Source organism: Lutimaribacter degradans (assembly GCF_023703375.1).
GTDB classification, from domain to species: Bacteria; Pseudomonadota; Alphaproteobacteria; order Rhodobacterales; family Rhodobacteraceae; genus Lutimaribacter; species Lutimaribacter degradans.
In genome coordinates this window covers 1-13,923 of record NZ_JAMQGO010000012.1, presented here as the reverse complement: position 1 = coordinate 13,923, position 13,923 = coordinate 1, and the positions used below count along the sequence as shown (strand labels likewise).

The 13,923-nt window shown below is 62.2% G+C and carries 18 protein-coding genes; 15 read left to right on the top strand and 3 right to left on the bottom strand.

Going from position 1 to position 13,923, the window contains the following annotated elements; genetic code table 11:
* Window positions 1–85 precede the first annotated feature (85 nt).
* The 15 genes from M8744_RS14905 (at window position 86) to M8744_RS14835 (ending at window position 10,962) form a co-directional block, all read left to right on the top strand.
* On the top strand, window positions 86–937 hold the full coding sequence (locus M8744_RS14905; RefSeq protein WP_251419197.1) for an HpcH/HpaI aldolase/citrate lyase family protein: 852 nt from the start codon (window positions 86–88) through the stop codon (window positions 935–937).
* Window positions 938–949: 12 nt separating this feature from the next.
* Window positions 950–1,495 (top strand): NnrU family protein, encoded by a 546-nt coding sequence (locus M8744_RS14900; RefSeq protein ID WP_251419195.1) that lies wholly within the window; start codon window positions 950–952, stop codon window positions 1,493–1,495.
* Between the two features lie 4 nt (window positions 1,496–1,499).
* Window positions 1,500–1,703, top strand: a complete 204-nt coding sequence (locus tag M8744_RS14895) for a DUF1737 domain-containing protein (protein ID WP_251419193.1) — start codon at window positions 1,500–1,502, stop codon at window positions 1,701–1,703.
* A gap of 2 nt (window positions 1,704–1,705) precedes the next feature.
* On the top strand, window positions 1,706–2,737 hold the full coding sequence (locus M8744_RS14890) for a MaoC family dehydratase (RefSeq protein ID WP_251419191.1): 1,032 nt from the start codon (window positions 1,706–1,708) through the stop codon (window positions 2,735–2,737).
* Between the two features lie 114 nt (window positions 2,738–2,851).
* Complete coding sequence (locus M8744_RS14885) at window positions 2,852–3,058, top strand: hypothetical protein (protein WP_251419190.1); 207 nt, start codon at window positions 2,852–2,854, stop codon at window positions 3,056–3,058.
* 181 nt (window positions 3,059–3,239) lie between these two features.
* A complete protein-coding gene (gene sdhC / locus M8744_RS14880) occupies window positions 3,240–3,623 on the top strand; it encodes a succinate dehydrogenase, cytochrome b556 subunit (RefSeq protein ID WP_251419188.1) in 384 nt (127 codons plus the stop codon).
* Between the two features lie 13 nt (window positions 3,624–3,636).
* Complete coding sequence (gene sdhD / locus M8744_RS14875) at window positions 3,637–4,008, top strand: succinate dehydrogenase, hydrophobic membrane anchor protein (protein ID WP_251419186.1); 372 nt, start codon at window positions 3,637–3,639, stop codon at window positions 4,006–4,008.
* Between the two features lie 18 nt (window positions 4,009–4,026).
* On the top strand, window positions 4,027–5,832 hold the full coding sequence (gene sdhA, locus M8744_RS14870; protein WP_251419184.1) for a succinate dehydrogenase flavoprotein subunit: 1,806 nt from the start codon (window positions 4,027–4,029) through the stop codon (window positions 5,830–5,832).
* The gene (locus tag M8744_RS14865) at window positions 5,832–6,068 is read left to right on the top strand and encodes a hypothetical protein (protein WP_251419182.1); all 237 of its coding nucleotides are present in this window, start codon (window positions 5,832–5,834) and stop codon (window positions 6,066–6,068) included. The genes sdhA and M8744_RS14865 overlap by 1 nt, the downstream gene beginning before the upstream one ends.
* Window positions 6,069–6,117: 49 nt before the next feature.
* Window positions 6,118–6,897 carry a succinate dehydrogenase iron-sulfur subunit gene (locus M8744_RS14860; protein ID WP_251419180.1) on the top strand — a complete coding sequence of 260 codons (780 nt, stop codon included), beginning with the start codon at window positions 6,118–6,120 and terminating at the stop codon, window positions 6,895–6,897.
* Window positions 6,898–7,058: 161 nt separating this feature from the next.
* Window positions 7,059–7,211, top strand: a complete 153-nt coding sequence (locus tag M8744_RS14855) for a hypothetical protein (protein WP_251419179.1) — start codon at window positions 7,059–7,061, stop codon at window positions 7,209–7,211.
* Between the two features lie 198 nt (window positions 7,212–7,409).
* Window positions 7,410–7,601, top strand: coding sequence for a hypothetical protein (locus M8744_RS14850; protein WP_251419177.1), 192 nt, complete (start codon window positions 7,410–7,412; stop codon window positions 7,599–7,601).
* Between the two features lie 189 nt (window positions 7,602–7,790).
* Window positions 7,791–8,966: a type III PLP-dependent enzyme gene (locus tag M8744_RS14845; RefSeq protein ID WP_251419175.1), complete on the top strand. Its 1,176-nt coding sequence runs from the start codon at window positions 7,791–7,793 to the stop codon at window positions 8,964–8,966.
* 157 nt (window positions 8,967–9,123) lie between these two features.
* Window positions 9,124–9,966, top strand: coding sequence for an urea carboxylase-associated family protein (locus tag M8744_RS14840; RefSeq protein WP_251419173.1), 843 nt, complete (start codon window positions 9,124–9,126; stop codon window positions 9,964–9,966).
* Window positions 9,967–10,131: 165 nt separating this feature from the next.
* Window positions 10,132–10,962 carry a 3-oxoadipate:acetyl-CoA acetyltransferase gene (locus tag M8744_RS14835; protein WP_251419171.1) on the top strand — a complete coding sequence of 277 codons (831 nt, stop codon included), beginning with the start codon at window positions 10,132–10,134 and terminating at the stop codon, window positions 10,960–10,962.
* A gap of 44 nt (window positions 10,963–11,006) precedes the next feature.
* Here M8744_RS14835 and M8744_RS14830 read toward each other — a convergent pair whose 3' ends face one another.
* The 3 genes from M8744_RS14830 to M8744_RS14820 are packed head-to-tail and all read right to left on the bottom strand — an operon-like array spanning window position 11,007 to window position 13,694.
* Complete coding sequence (locus M8744_RS14830; protein WP_251419169.1) at window positions 11,007–11,981, bottom strand: SLAC1 anion channel family protein; 975 nt, start codon at window positions 11,979–11,981, stop codon at window positions 11,007–11,009.
* A 24-nt stretch (window positions 11,982–12,005) separates the two neighbouring features.
* The gene (locus M8744_RS14825; RefSeq protein ID WP_251419167.1) at window positions 12,006–12,365 is read right to left on the bottom strand and encodes a DUF5368 domain-containing protein; all 360 of its coding nucleotides are present in this window, start codon (window positions 12,363–12,365) and stop codon (window positions 12,006–12,008) included.
* Between the two features lie 12 nt (window positions 12,366–12,377).
* Window positions 12,378–13,694 carry an NAD(P)/FAD-dependent oxidoreductase gene (locus M8744_RS14820; RefSeq protein ID WP_251419165.1) on the bottom strand — a complete coding sequence of 439 codons (1,317 nt, stop codon included), beginning with the start codon at window positions 13,692–13,694 and terminating at the stop codon, window positions 12,378–12,380.
* Window positions 13,695–13,923: the final 229 nt, after the last annotated feature.

The following is a 13,923-nucleotide window of genomic DNA, read 5'->3' as shown; positions in this document are numbered from 1 at the left end:
ACTCGCTGCGATGCGGCAAGAAAGCCCTTGAACAATTGCGCAAAAAAATGCCAATTCCCGCGCAACTTTGTTACGGGAGAGACTCATGGACGCCACAGTTCGCCCCTTTCGCTCGGTTCTCTACATTCCCGGCTCGAAAGAGCGCGCGTTGGAAAAGGCCCGGAGCCTGCCCGTCGATGCCATCATCTTTGACCTTGAAGATGCCGTAACGCCCGACGCGAAAGACACGGCCCGCGACACGCTGAATGAGGCACTGACCCAGGGCGGATACGGCAACCGCGCGAGGGTCATTCGCATCAACGGCCTCGACACCGAATGGGGCGCGGGCGATGTTGCCGCGTTGAAAGACGCCGATTGCGACGCCTTCCTGCTGCCCAAGGTGAATTCAGCCGCCGATGTGCAGGCGCTGGCCGACATGTTGGGCAACGACACGCCGATCTGGGCGATGATCGAAACGCCCTTGGGCGTTCTTAACGCCTTGGAAATCGCCGCGCACCCACAGCTGGGCGGCTTTGTCGCGGGCACCAATGACCTTGCCAAAGAGCTGAATTGCCGGTTCCGCGCCGACCGCATGCCGATGATGCAGGCGCTGCAAACCATGCTGCTGGCCGCCCGCGCGCATGGCGTCGTGGCCATCGACGGCGTCTATAACCAGTTCAAGGACGAAGAGGGACTGCGCGCCGAATGCAACCAGGGCCGCGACCTCGGCTTTGACGGCAAGACGCTGATCCACCCTGCCCAGGTCGATGTGACCAACGAATGTTTCTCTCCGTCGGAAGACGAGATCGAGTTGGCCCGCCGCCAGATCGAAGCCTTCGAAGAAGTTGAGCGGGCCGGCCAGGGCGTGGCGGTTGTGGATGGTAAAATCGTCGAAAACCTGCATGTTGAAACCGCGAAGAAGGTTCTGGCGATGGCCTCCTCCATCGCCTCACTCTAAACGAGGCGCGACATGACACTTCTAATTCTTGGCCTGGTCCTGTGGATCGCGGCGCATCTGTTCAAACGCTTGGCCCCTGGCTTGCGCGACTCGATGGGAAATGCGGGCAAGGGTCTGGCAGCTGTGGTCATCCTGGCCGGCCTGATCCTTATGATCCTCGGCTATCGCCAGGCCGAGTTCATCAATGTCTGGTACCCGCCCAGCTGGACCACGCACCTGAACAACTTGCTGATGCTGGTCGCGGTGTTCTTTTTCGCGCTGTCGCATTCCAAGGGCCGGCTGCGCGCGCGGTTCCGCCATCCGCAACTGGCCAGCGTCAAGATCTGGGCATTCGCGCACCTGATCGTCAACGGCGACCTGGCCTCGATCATCCTGTTCGGCGGGCTGCTGGCCTGGGCCGTGGTCGAGGTTATCCTCATCAACAGGTCAGAGCCATGGGTGGCCCCACAACCGGGCGAGGCCAAGCGCGACGTGATCCTCGTTGGCATCACGATCGTCGCCTTTGCCGTGATCTCGGCCATCCACTTCTGGCTGGGCGTCTCGCCCTTCCCGGGGTAGCGCCATGAAACTTTACCGTTTCCTGACGGCTGATGACAGCTCGGCCTTTTGTCACAAAGTGACCGAGGCACTGAACAAGGGCTGGGCGCTGCATGGCAGCCCCACCTATTCCTTCGACGCGGCAAACGGCGTCATGCGCTGCGGGCAGGCCGTAGTGAAGGAAACATCGGGCACCTATTCCCCCGAAATCAAGCTTGGAGAGCAGTGACCATGGCCAAGACCAACCCGGGCCGCTTTTTCGAGGATTACCAGGTCGGCCAGGTGATCGACCACGCCGTGCCCCGCACAGTGGGCGCGGGCGAACGCGCATTGTATCATGCGCTTTATCCCGCGCGTCATGCGCTTTATTCCTCTGACGAGTTCGCGCGCGGCTGTGGCTTGCCCGAAAGCCCGCTCGATGACCTCGCGGCGTTTCACGTGGTATTTGGCAAAACCGTGCCCGACGTGTCACTGAACGCGGTCGCGAACCTGGGTTACGCCGAAGGCCGCTGGCTGCGCCCGGTCTATGCCGGGGATACGTTGCGGTCATCGTCCGAGGTGATCGGCCTGAAGCAGAATTCCAACGGCAAGACGGGCGTGGTTTACGTCCGCACCCGCGGCATGAACCAGCGCGACGAAGTGGTGTTGGACTATGTCCGCTGGGTGATGGTGCGCAAGAGCAACCCAGACGCACCCGCCCCCGACACGGTGGTGCCGGACCTGAAAAAGGTGCTTTCGGTCGATGACCTGGTGATTCCCGAGGGGCTTGATTTCAGCAACTACGATTTCACCCTGGCCGGGGAGCCGCACCGCTGGGGCGATTACGAAGTGGGCGAAACCATTGATCACGTCGACGGCGTGACCGTGGAAGAGGCCGAGCACATGATGGCCACCCGCCTTTGGCAGAATACCGCAAAGGTGCATTTCGACGCCACGTTCCGCCCCGATGGGCAACGCCTTATCTATGGCGGGCACGTCATATCGATGGCGCGCGCGCTGTCGTTCAACGGGCTGGCCAACGCGCAGATGATCGTGGGGCTCAATGGCGGGGCACATGCCAACCCGTGCTTCAGCGGGCTGACCGTCAAGGCATGGTCCGAGGTGTTGGATAAGGCCAAAACCAACGCCCCCGGCGTCGGGGCAATCCGCCTGCGGCTGGTGGCGACCAGGGGCGGTGCCCCCTTTGCGCTGAAGGGCGAGGATGGCAAATACCTGCCCGACGTTCTGCTCGACCTGGATTACTGGGCGCTGATGCCGATCTGACGGTGCCGGCGCGCCGGCTGGCCACGGGGCCGGGGCGAAAAGGTTGTGACTGCCCGTTACCAAGGCGTTACATTGCCTTCGGGGAGAGAACAGAATCAGCGTGGAAGCCTGGCTATGTTGCCAAAAGACACCCAAAAGGCGATTGATGCGATACTTGCCGCGCCAAGCGAGACGATCGCCGACCTCATCTGTGAAATGCGAAACAAGAAGCAGCTTAGCAGCCTGGTTCACGACCTTAACGATTGTGTTCTTTTCGGCGAGCCCGAGCAAAAGACTCGCGCCACGCAAGCCCTGGTCGCGATGGGATTCGCCCTTCGATGAGCGCTCTGCATTTTTGTGATCACGGTGTCAGACCATGTGATCACAAACCGGGCTATTGCGGCAATTTGCGCCGAAATAATGCCGTGACGGGGGTTTGCGCGCGTGACATAGGCGCTAAAACAATGCAAAACACAGCGCGACACCGGGTATACCGTCGTGTGCAAGCACCAAGGGACGACCAATGGCTGATGTAAACCGGGGCAACCGCCCACTTTCACCGCACCTTTCCATATACCGCCCACAGATCACTTCGCTGTCTTCGATCCTGACACGGATCACTGGCAACGCCCTCGTGGTGGCGGGGCTTCTCATCACGTGGTGGTTTCTCGCCGCATCCTCTGGGCCCGAGTATTTCGCGATCGCCGACGGGTTCCTGCGCAGCTGGTTTGGCGATCTTGTCCTGGCCCTCAGCGTGCTGGGTCTTTGGTATCACACCCTTGCCGGCATACGTCACCTGGTCTGGGACAACGCGATGATGCTGGAACTGGACATTGCGGAAAAGCTTGGCTGGGCCTGCATCATCGGTTCGGTCGTGCTGACCATCCTGACCCTGCTGATCGTGTGAAAGGAGGCCAGACATGCGTTACCTGACCGACCGCAAACGCGCCACCGGCCTCGGCTCGGCCAAATCCGGCGTGCATCATTTCTGGGCGATGAAGGTTTCTTCCGTCGCGCTGCTGATCCTGGTGCCCCTTTTCGTGTTCACCTTCGGGCCCGCCCTCGGCGGCTCCTACGAAGAAGTGACAACCTATTTCGCCCGGCCCTTTCCCGCGCTGGTAGCCGCGCTAACCTTCATCATCGGATGGAAGCATTTCAACGATGGTGCCCAGGTCCTGATCGAGGATTACGTGCACGGAACTGCGCAAAAAATCACTCTGATCCTGGTGACCTGCCTGTCCTATGCCGCCATGGCGACCGGGCTTTTCGCCATCGCCAAGATCGCGCTTTAACACCGGAGACACAGCAACATGGCTTCTTACGAATACGAGACGCATGATTACGACGTTGTCGTCGTCGGTGCCGGCGGTGCCGGGCTACGCGCCACGCTGGGCATGGCCGAGCAGGGCCTGCGCACCGCATGCGTCACCAAGGTCTTTCCAACCCGCTCGCACACGGTCGCGGCACAAGGCGGCATCGCCGCGTCGCTGTCGAACATGGGCCCCGACCATTGGCAGTGGCACATGTACGACACCGTCAAGGGGTCTGACTGGCTGGGCGACACGGATGCGATGGAATATCTCGCGCGCGAGGCGCCCAAGGCCGTTTACGAGCTTGAGCATTACGGCGTTCCGTTCAGCCGGACCGAAGAGGGCAAGATCTATCAGCGCCCGTTCGGCGGCCACACCACCGAGTTCGGCGAAGGCCCGCCGGTGCAGCGCACATGTGCCGCGGCCGACCGCACCGGCCATGCCATCCTGCACACGCTGTATGGCCAAAGCCTCAAGAACAACGCCGAGTTCTACATCGAGTATTTCGCCATCGACCTGATCATGAGCGATGATGGCGTCTGCACCGGCGTCGTCTGCTGGAAGCTGGACGACGGCACCATGCATGTCTTCAACGCCAAGATGGTCGTGCTGGCCACCGGCGGTTACGGTCGTGCCTATTTCAGCGCGACCAGCGCCCATACCTGCACCGGCGACGGCGGCGGAATGGTTGCCCGTGCCGGGCTGGCCCTTCAGGACATGGAATTCGTGCAGTTCCACCCCACTGGCATCTACGGCTCGGGCTGCCTGATCACCGAAGGCGCGCGCGGCGAAGGCGGGTACCTGACCAACTCCGAGGGGGAGCGGTTCATGGAACGCTACGCCCCCAACTACAAGGACCTGGCCCCGCGCGACTATGTCAGCCGCTCGATGACGATGGAAATCCGCGAAGGCCGCGGTGTGGGTGAGCATGGCGACCACATTCACCTGAACCTGTCGCACCTGCCGGCCGAGGCATTGGCCGAACGCCTGCCGGGTATCTCGGAAAGCGCCAAGATCTTTGCCGGTGTCGATGTCACGAAAGAACCGATCCCGGTTCTGCCCACCGTGCATTACAACATGGGCGGCATCCCCACGAATTACTGGGGCGAGGTGATCAACCCCACCAAGGACGACCCGAACGCAATCGTGCCCGGCCTGATGGCCGTGGGCGAGGCCGGTTGCGCCTCGGTGCACGGGGCGAACCGCCTTGGGTCGAACAGCCTGATTGACCTCGTGGTGTTCGGCCGCGCCGCCGCGATCCGCGCCGGCAAGACGGTCGACCCCGAGGCACCGACGCCGCCGCTCAACACCGCCGCGATCGACAAGGCGTTCGACCGTTTCGATGGCCTGCGCCACGCCGACGGTGGCACGCCCACGGCGGAACTGCGCCTTGAGATGCAGCGCACGATGCAATCCGACGCCGCGGTGTTCCGCGCCTCGGACACGCTGAAGGAAGGGCTCGACAAGATGACGGGCATCGCCGCCAAGCTCGACGATATCAAGGTCACCGACCGCAGCCTGGTCTGGAACAGCGACCTGATGGAAACGCTGGAGCTGACCAACCTGATGCCAAACGCGCTGGCCACCATCGCCGGGGCCGAGGCACGCAAGGAAAGCCGCGGCGCCCACGCGCACGAGGATCACCCCGAGCGTGACGACGAAAACTGGCGTGTGCACACGATCGCGCATGTTGATGGCAACAAGGCCGCCCTGACCTATCGCGAGGTGATCACTGACCCGCTCACGAACGAACAGCAGGGCGGGATCGCGATTGAAAAGATCGCCCCCAAGGCAAGGACATTCTGATGATGCATCGCCTGGTTTTCGCGCTAATGACGGCCGGGCTGGTTGCCGGTTGCACAAACACCGGCCACCGGGCGCCCGGCGCCGCCGCCAGTGCCGACATGACAGCGCGCGAGCGTGCCCAGGCAGAGCTAAACCAGATGTATTACGCCGAAATGCCCAGGACGGCGACAGGCTGCCCGCCACGCGCGTCCGTTATGTATCGCGGGTCACGCTATTGCGTGGGCCGGTACCAGTAAGGCCGCGACTGGCAGAACAAAGCACCGCCGACGGATCGGAGGACACCAAATGGTTCAACTGACACTCCCCAAGAACTCGCGCATTCGCGTGGGCAAAACCTGGCCCAAGCCGGAAGGCGCCAAGAACGTGCGCAAGTTCCAGATCTACCGCTGGAACCCCGATGACGGCGAAAACCCACGGGTCGATACCTATTTTGTCGACATGGACAAATGCGGCCCGATGGTTCTGGACGCGCTGATCAAGATCAAGAACGAGATCGACCCGACACTGACCTTCCGCCGCTCCTGCCGCGAAGGTATCTGTGGCTCCTGCGCGATGAATATCGACGGGATCAACACGCTGGCCTGCATCTATGGCCTGGACGAGGTGAAGGGCGACGTAAAGATCTACCCCCTGCCCCACATGCCCGTGGTCAAGGACCTGATCCCGGACCTGACGCATTTCTATGCCCAGCACGCCTCGATCATGCCGTGGCTGGAAACCAAGACGAACCGCCCCGCGAAAGAGTGGAAGCAATCCATCGAAGACCGCAAGAAGCTAGATGGCCTATATGAATGTGTCATGTGCGCATCCTGCTCTACCGCCTGCCCGTCCTATTGGTGGAATGGCGACCGCTACCTTGGCCCGGCCGCGCTTTTGCATGCCTATCGCTGGATCATCGACAGCCGCGACGAGGCGACGGGCGAACGGCTCGACCAGTTGGAAGACCCGTTCAAGCTGTATCGCTGCCACACCATCATGAACTGCACCAAGACCTGCCCCAAGGGCCTGAACCCGGCAAAATCCATCGCCGAGATCAAGAAGATGATGGTGGAACGCGCGGTCTGATCGCCGCTTTCCGATGCCTTCAAAGGCCGGCCCCCGGGGCCGGCCTTTTGCGTTGCGCCGGGTGCATGACGGCCATCCCGGATTGCCCGATGTGCGCCTGCGCTCATGCGCTTATCTTTCGCGGCAGGGAGGGGATGTTCACACCTTGAAGGGACAACCCCATGAGCACGCAAACCACCACCAAAACGCCGGCCAAGGCCGCGCTTGAAGCCCTTGAACAGGCTTTTGCATATTATGCCTACACAGGCCCCCAACCGCAGCCCAAACCGGTGCCCCGTGACGACTATTACGAATACGTGGCCGACGCGGCGTAACCCCTGACACACCGATAAGCCCCTGTCTCATGCTTTGCGCCCTGCCCCTCGTGGCCCCGGCATTGCCGGGGCCCACGCAGGGGGCGCGGCGTCAGGGTCGATGCCGCGCCAAGGCAAGGCACCAGGGCTTGATCGCGCTCACAGGCGCGTTTCACGGGGTTGCATCCCGTCCAGCATTGCGGCAGGCCACGCCCTCTGATGGTTTATATTCTGCTCATCATCCTTGCGCTTGTCGTCACCGCAATCGTCTCGAACCGTGCCACCCGCGATTGCCGCTGGCGCGAATACCCCGGCGCCGATGCAGCCCGGTGGCGCTGCGCCGCCTGCGGCGCACAAACCGATACCGCTGATGGCAAACCGCCTAAAACATGCCTGCGCAACAGCAAGTGACCGTTTCGGCAAAAAATCGGTCACGCCATGCAAAATCCCACTTGATCGACTCGGGGCTCTGCCTCATATGCGCGCAGATAGACGCCAACGCACGCGCCTCTGTCGAAAGGGGTTACACCCCTACGGTTACAGCAGCGACGGTAACGTCTCCCTTGGAACTTGGCCCAGCGGCCACCGGTCTGAACGGAGATGACCTTGAACGCTTTTGTAACCGGGCCTTCGCCCGCCCTTGACGCATCCCTGTCCCGCGCCGAGGCGCATATCCTTAGCCATCGCTTTGAACGGCCCACGCTGGTGATCGACCGCGACGCCGTCATTTGCCGACACGCCGCGTTGGCACAGGGGCTGGGGCGGGCCCGCATCCATTACGCGCTCAAGGCCAACCCGGCACCCCAGTTGCTTTCCGCGCTTGCACGGGCCGGTTGCGGCTTTGACGCGGCCAGCCGTGCCGAGATCCAGTTGTGCCTTGATGCCGGGGCCACGCCCGATCGCATCAGTTTCGGCAACACGATCAAACGGGCAGATGACATCGCCTGGGCGCATGAACAGGGCGTCACCCTTTATGCCGCCGACGCCGTCGAAGAGCTGGAGAAAATCGCCCGCCGCGCGCCCCGCACCCGCGTCTATATCCGGATTCTGGTAATGAACAGCCAGGCCGACTGGCCATTGTCGCGCAAGTTCGGTTGTGCGCCCGAGCAGGCGCTTGACCTGATGGACCTGGCCACGCGTTTAGGCCTGCGCCCGGTCGGCCTGTCGTTCCACGTGGGTTCCCAAACCCGGCGTGCCGCGATGTGGGCGCCGGTGCTCGATCAGGTGGCGCAGGTCTGGCACGCCGCGCGCGATGGCGGGCACGCGCTCGACCTGCTCAATATCGGCGGCGGTTTTCCGGCCTTCTACGGCGAGGCCGTGGACGCGCCCGAGCTTTATGCCGCGCAGGTGATGCAACAGGTGACCGACCGCTTTGGCGATGTGCCCAACGTCATGGCCGAACCCGGCCGCGGCCTTGTGGCCGAGGCGGGCGCGATCGCCGCCGAGGTGCTGCTTGTGTCGCGCAAATCGGCAACCGACCTCAACCGTTGGGTCTACCTGGATATCGGTCGGTTCTCCGGCCTTGCCGAGACCGAGGGCGAGGCAATCCGCTATCAGTTTCTGACCGCCCTTGATGGCCAGCCGACCGCACCCTGCATATTGGCGGGTCCGTCTTGCGACAGCGCCGATGTGCTCTACGAAAAACGCCCCGTCGACCTGCCCTTGGGGCTGGCCGCGGGCGACCGTATCGTGATCCGCAATTGCGGAGCCTATACCTCGACCTATGCCTCGGTCGGGTTCAACGGTTTTCCGCCGCTCGACGTGGTGGTGATCTGAGCCAGGCATTGTCACGGTTCGCGCATCGCCTTGGTTGAATGGCCACTACGCGAACCGCGCGGTTTCCGGGGGGAATCGCGCGGTTCTTGCATATTTATGCCCCTTGTAAACATGCACGGCTTGGGCAACCCTCGCCCAAACCAATTGCGAGACCGCCATGACCGAACCTGCCGACGCCGCCCAACGCCGCGCCATCCCGCCGGTGATCTGCTATCCCACCGACACGTTGCCCCAACCCGATCTTGCGCTTTATACGCAGGCCCGTGCCAGCGCCACCAAGTGCGGGGAAACCCTAGTACCGCCGCGCGACGCCCGCAGCTTTGGCGTGCCAGCGGGCCATTTCTTTCGCATCAGCAGCGTCGAAGGCCCCCAGGTGGGCGACCTTAACCTATGGAACAAAAACGACTTTTCCGAACGCTTCTATTCCGGCAAGACCCGTGCCTTGCACGGCACCCACCTGACGACAGGCCACCGCATGTGGTCGTCCTTTCCCGGCATGCGGCCCATGGCAACCGTCATCCGTGACACGCTCGACTGGTACGGCAAGGACGCGTTCGGCGGCTCGGTGCATGACGTGATCGGCACCAGGTGCGACCCCTATACCGGCAACCTGCTCTCGGGCACGCAGTATCACCATTGCTGCCACTCGAACCTGACCCGCGCCTTCGCCGACGAAACCGGCATGAGCCTGCCCCAGGCCGAGAGCTATGTGCATGATGTTCTTAATGTTTTCATGTGCACCGGCTTTACCCGCGACACCGGCCAGTATTTCATGAAGGCCAGCCCCGTTCGCCCCGGCGACCATATCGAATTCTTTGCCGAGATCGACCTGCTGGGCGCACTCAGCGCCTGTCCGGGCGGCGATTGCAGCACCGAGCACAGCTCGGACGGCGCGGCCTGCCACCCCCTTCTGGTCGAGGTTTTTGCCCCCGCACCGGGCACGCTTGAAGGCTGGACACCACCGCCGCCCAACGCATACGACCGCAGCCACGGGCGCTGATCACACGCGACGCGATACATATGCACCGTTGCGCCCGCCTGGGGCATCCATTGCCTGGCCTCCCGCACAAGCAAGCCCTTGAATCGCATTGAATTCATGTGGCATCGTCAACCCCCGGGCGGCGCCGCCCCCGCGCCCGCCATTACGCACAACCCCGAGGCCAGAATGACCAAACCCTGCATCATCTGCGTCGCCATCACCGGCTCTGTTCCGCAGAAATCCGACAACCCCGCCGTACCGATCACGATCGAGGAACAGGTCGAGTCGACGCACGAAGCCTTTGAGGCCGGCGCCGCCATCTGCCACGCCCATGTGCGTGCAGAAGACGGCATGCCCAGCTCGGACCCCGAGCGTTTCGCGCGCCTGAAGGAGGGTCTGGAAAAGCACTGCCCCGGCATGATCATCCAGTTTTCCACCGGCGGCCGGTCGGGCGCGGGCCGGGCACGCGGCGGCATGCTGTCGCTGCGGCCCGACATGGCCTCTCTTTCGGTCGGGTCGAACAACTTTCCCACCCGCGTCTACGAAAACCCGCCTGACCTGGTCGACTGGCTGGCCAGCGAGATGCGCGATTACAAGGTCAAACCCGAGATCGAGTGCTTTGACCTCAGCCATATTCACCAAGCTGCAAAAATGAACGCCGATGGCCGCATTCCCGGCCAGCTTTACGTCCAGTTCGTTATGGGTGTCAAAAATGCCATGCCCGTCGACCGCCCGACATTCGATTTTTATATCGAAACGGTCAAGCGCATCATGCCCGACGCCGAATGGTGCGCGGCGGGCATCGGGGCAGGGCAGATAACGGTCAACGAATGGTCCGTGGCGGCTGGTGGTCATGCCCGCACCGGGTTGGAGGACAACGTGCGCCTTGACCGCGACACGCTGGCGCCGTCGAACGCGGCGCTTGTCAAGCGCGTGACGGCCCTGTGCGAAGAATACGAACGCCCCGTGGCTACTGCGGCCCAGGCGCGCGAGATGCTGGGGTTACGCCCGGCCTGATGCCTTGTCTGGCGCAGGTCGCGCCCGCAAGGGCGCGACACACCTTATTCCGGTACGCAGATGGCCTTGTCGGCAATCGCACGGCCCGTGCGCAAGATCAGCGCCACGATCACGCCGATCAGCACCGCAAGCAGGATCAGGCCAAACACCTTGTGCACCGCGCTGCCGGTTTCCGCCGCAAAGCGGAAACTGGCAATCGTTATCGCCGCGAAGGGAAAACTGAGCGCCCAAAATGACAGGGCAAAGGGCAGTTTGAAGATCTTGGGCAGGTTCACCGCCACGATCAACGTGAACAGGTAGGCCATGTTCAACAGTAGACGGGCAAAGGCATCCACCTCGCCGACCAGGTTCAGCCAGGCGAGAAATCCCACCGCCGGTGGCGCGATCAGGATAACGAGCGTCGGCTGCAACTTTCCCGGCATCGGGTCGTGAAAGATCAACCTGTTCATCACCAACGTCAGGAGAACGATCCAGAAGATCAGGCCAACCGCCATGAAATACCAGCTGATTTCAACGTATCCCAAGGGCACCCCCACGATCGGCACGATGACGTTACCCACCGCGGGAATGAACCATGCGGGAGTAAGGTGCCCGGTTTGAAACGCCCGCGCCGAGATCCAGCCCGACACGACCGCGATTGTCAGCCCGCCCTGCAAAACCATTCCCAGCAGCCACAAAACGCGCGCAGCCTCGGGCGCACGGGCAAGGGTGGCCGTGGCCAACAACAGCAGCGAAATCGAGATTGCCGGGAAAAACGCCAGCCGCACCGGGTGGTGCCACTCATGCGCCACCGCCTGCGGATAGCGCAGCGCCTTGAGGCCATAAAGCGCCGCGATCACCAGAGCCGCCGCCACCGTCACCCAGTAGGCCAAGGTTGCGGCGCCCAGATGTATATCCAGCCCGGTTTCCGCCGCATGCAGTGCCAACGTCAGGCCCGAAAGCCCCATCACCACCGCGAAGAACGGCACCGGAAAATGTTCCAGCCGGTTGCCGCCCTGGGCTTGTGCCACATCAGCCATGCCTGACCTCCTGCACTATCGGTCTCAGCCGTCCTGTGCCTCGGGGCCCCTGATAAGCGCCTGGAGCGTGTAAACCAGTATGGCGATACCAACGGCCCCCGCTGCGGCCACGGCCAGCAACACGATCACGTCAATGGGCCCACCAATATCGCGAAAGCCCGAGCTCGTCATCTGTTGCACGAAAATGACCGCGGCGACCGCGCCGACAGGCATCGAAAGTTGTGCCAGCAAGAATTTTCGCATCGACATCGAGCGGTCGCGGATCAGCACGTAGATATAGGCAACGGTGATCACCACCGCGGCCACCACCATGGCCCAGAACAGGCCCGCGCCGAACATCTCTTCCCAGACGGCGATCAGGGTTTCCAGTGTCAGTTCTTGCATGCCTTGGCCTCCTTACGCCTTGCCGCGCAGCATCGCGTTATAGGTCGCCTTCAGGGCAACCTCTTTCATCAACCAGCTGATCCACAGCTCTTCAAGCGGTGCGATCACACCGGGGAAGCTGGGTGTCAGGTCGTTGTTGTAATCGAACTCGACCAACATGGCGCGGCCCACACGCGTGATCAGCGGGCAGGATGTATAGCCGTTATAACTGGTATCGGTCGTGTCACCGGCAATCTGGGCCACCAGGTGATCCTCGACCACCGGCACCTGCCACTTGACGCTGGCGGCGGTCTTGCCTTTCGGCACGCCTGCCACGTCACCCAGGGCGAACACGTTGGCGTACCGTTTGTGACGCAGGTTGTACATGTCGACATCGACCCAACCTTCATCCTTCCAGTTGCCCTCCTGCCAGGGCAGGGGCGAATTGCGGATCACCTCGGGCGCGATCATTGGCGGGATCACGTTGGTGAAATCGTAAGGCAGTTCAACATCGCCTTCGGGGGTGGAAAAGGTGGCCAGTTTCTTGCCCGGGTCGATCGCTTTCATCACGTGGTCATGCACCACGTCGAACCCGCGATCTGCAAACAGCATCCGCACCTTTTCGTTGACGATCGGTACGCTGAACAACGATTTCGAGTGGGCGGCATAGGTAATTTCAACCTTGCCACGGTTGCCCTTGCGACGGGCGTAATCATCGGTCAGGAAAGTGTATTTCAGCGGTGCGCCGGCGCATTTCATTTCCGTCGCCGGCCGGGTGAACAAAGCCTGACCGCCCGTGTCGGTGAATTGGTCCATCGCGGCCCAGGTCTTGGCGGCGTATTCGGGGCCGGCATAAACCGCGCCGATACCATCCTTGCCCACCAGGTCCAGGCTGAAGCCCTCGATGCCCTCCCAGTTCAGGGTCAGGCCCGGCGCCGTCACAAGGTAATCATATGACAGCTTGTTGCCCGAGGCGGTGGTCAGGGTGTTGGTCTCCGGGTCGATTTCCGCGGCGTATTCCGCCACCAGCTTCACCCCGTCGGGCAGCCATTCAGCCGTCTGGCTAACCGAATAATCGGCGGGCTTGAGCCCGGCGGCGATCAGCGTGAAACCGGGCTGGTACCAATGCTGCGCCCGGCCATCGACGATGGTGATCTGGGCTCCATCCAGCCGTTCGACAAGGCGGTTGGCCAATGCCGTGCCCCCTGCACCGGCGCCAAGGATGACAATTTTGGCCTTTGTGGATACCTTTTGTGCCCGAGCGGGACCAGTCCCTGCGGCAAGCACGGCCGCACCGCCGGCAAGGCCCAGAAAGCCCCGGCGGGTTGGCTGAAACGGGTTCAACGTCATGAGCGTACTCCATTGCATACATACGCGTTTCTGCATATGTTAAGCGTTGCACGCATTGATCCAGATCAAATATATGTATCTGATTTGCACTATTTTGGCAGCAGCCCCAGCAACCTCGCCGCATTGTTCTTTAGGGTCAGGACCCATTGATTTCTGCGAGGCGGCGTGATTCACGGTTCGAAAAACGAGCGGTGAACATGTCTGATCTCTTCTGGTTGACCGACGCCCA

Excerpts from the sequence above, each read along its gene's own strand:
- M8744_RS14905 (WP_251419197.1), top strand. The coding sequence starts at position 86 with ATGGACGCCACAGTTCGCCCCTTTCGCTCGGTTCTCTACATTCCCGGC.
- M8744_RS14900 (WP_251419195.1), top strand. The coding sequence starts at position 950 with ATGACACTTCTAATTCTTGGCCTGGTCCTGTGGATCGCGGCGCATCTG.
- M8744_RS14895 (WP_251419193.1), top strand. The coding sequence starts at position 1,500 with ATGAAACTTTACCGTTTCCTGACGGCTGATGACAGCTCGGCCTTTTGT.
- M8744_RS14890 (WP_251419191.1), top strand. The coding sequence starts at position 1,706 with ATGGCCAAGACCAACCCGGGCCGCTTTTTCGAGGATTACCAGGTCGGC.
- M8744_RS14885 (WP_251419190.1), top strand. The coding sequence starts at position 2,852 with ATGTTGCCAAAAGACACCCAAAAGGCGATTGATGCGATACTTGCCGCG.
- sdhC (WP_251419188.1), top strand. The coding sequence starts at position 3,240 with ATGGCTGATGTAAACCGGGGCAACCGCCCACTTTCACCGCACCTTTCC.
- sdhD (WP_251419186.1), top strand. The coding sequence starts at position 3,637 with ATGCGTTACCTGACCGACCGCAAACGCGCCACCGGCCTCGGCTCGGCC.
- sdhA (WP_251419184.1), top strand. The coding sequence starts at position 4,027 with ATGGCTTCTTACGAATACGAGACGCATGATTACGACGTTGTCGTCGTC.
- M8744_RS14865 (WP_251419182.1), top strand. The coding sequence starts at position 5,832 with ATGATGCATCGCCTGGTTTTCGCGCTAATGACGGCCGGGCTGGTTGCC.
- M8744_RS14860 (WP_251419180.1), top strand. The coding sequence starts at position 6,118 with ATGGTTCAACTGACACTCCCCAAGAACTCGCGCATTCGCGTGGGCAAA.
- M8744_RS14855 (WP_251419179.1), top strand. The coding sequence starts at position 7,059 with ATGAGCACGCAAACCACCACCAAAACGCCGGCCAAGGCCGCGCTTGAA.
- M8744_RS14850 (WP_251419177.1), top strand. The coding sequence starts at position 7,410 with ATGGTTTATATTCTGCTCATCATCCTTGCGCTTGTCGTCACCGCAATC.
- M8744_RS14845 (WP_251419175.1), top strand. The coding sequence starts at position 7,791 with ATGACCTTGAACGCTTTTGTAACCGGGCCTTCGCCCGCCCTTGACGCA.
- M8744_RS14840 (WP_251419173.1), top strand. The coding sequence starts at position 9,124 with ATGACCGAACCTGCCGACGCCGCCCAACGCCGCGCCATCCCGCCGGTG.
- M8744_RS14835 (WP_251419171.1), top strand. The coding sequence starts at position 10,132 with ATGACCAAACCCTGCATCATCTGCGTCGCCATCACCGGCTCTGTTCCG.
- M8744_RS14830 (WP_251419169.1), bottom strand. The coding sequence starts at position 11,981 with ATGGCTGATGTGGCACAAGCCCAGGGCGGCAACCGGCTGGAACATTTT.
- M8744_RS14825 (WP_251419167.1), bottom strand. The coding sequence starts at position 12,365 with ATGCAAGAACTGACACTGGAAACCCTGATCGCCGTCTGGGAAGAGATG.
- M8744_RS14820 (WP_251419165.1), bottom strand. The coding sequence starts at position 13,694 with ATGACGTTGAACCCGTTTCAGCCAACCCGCCGGGGCTTTCTGGGCCTT.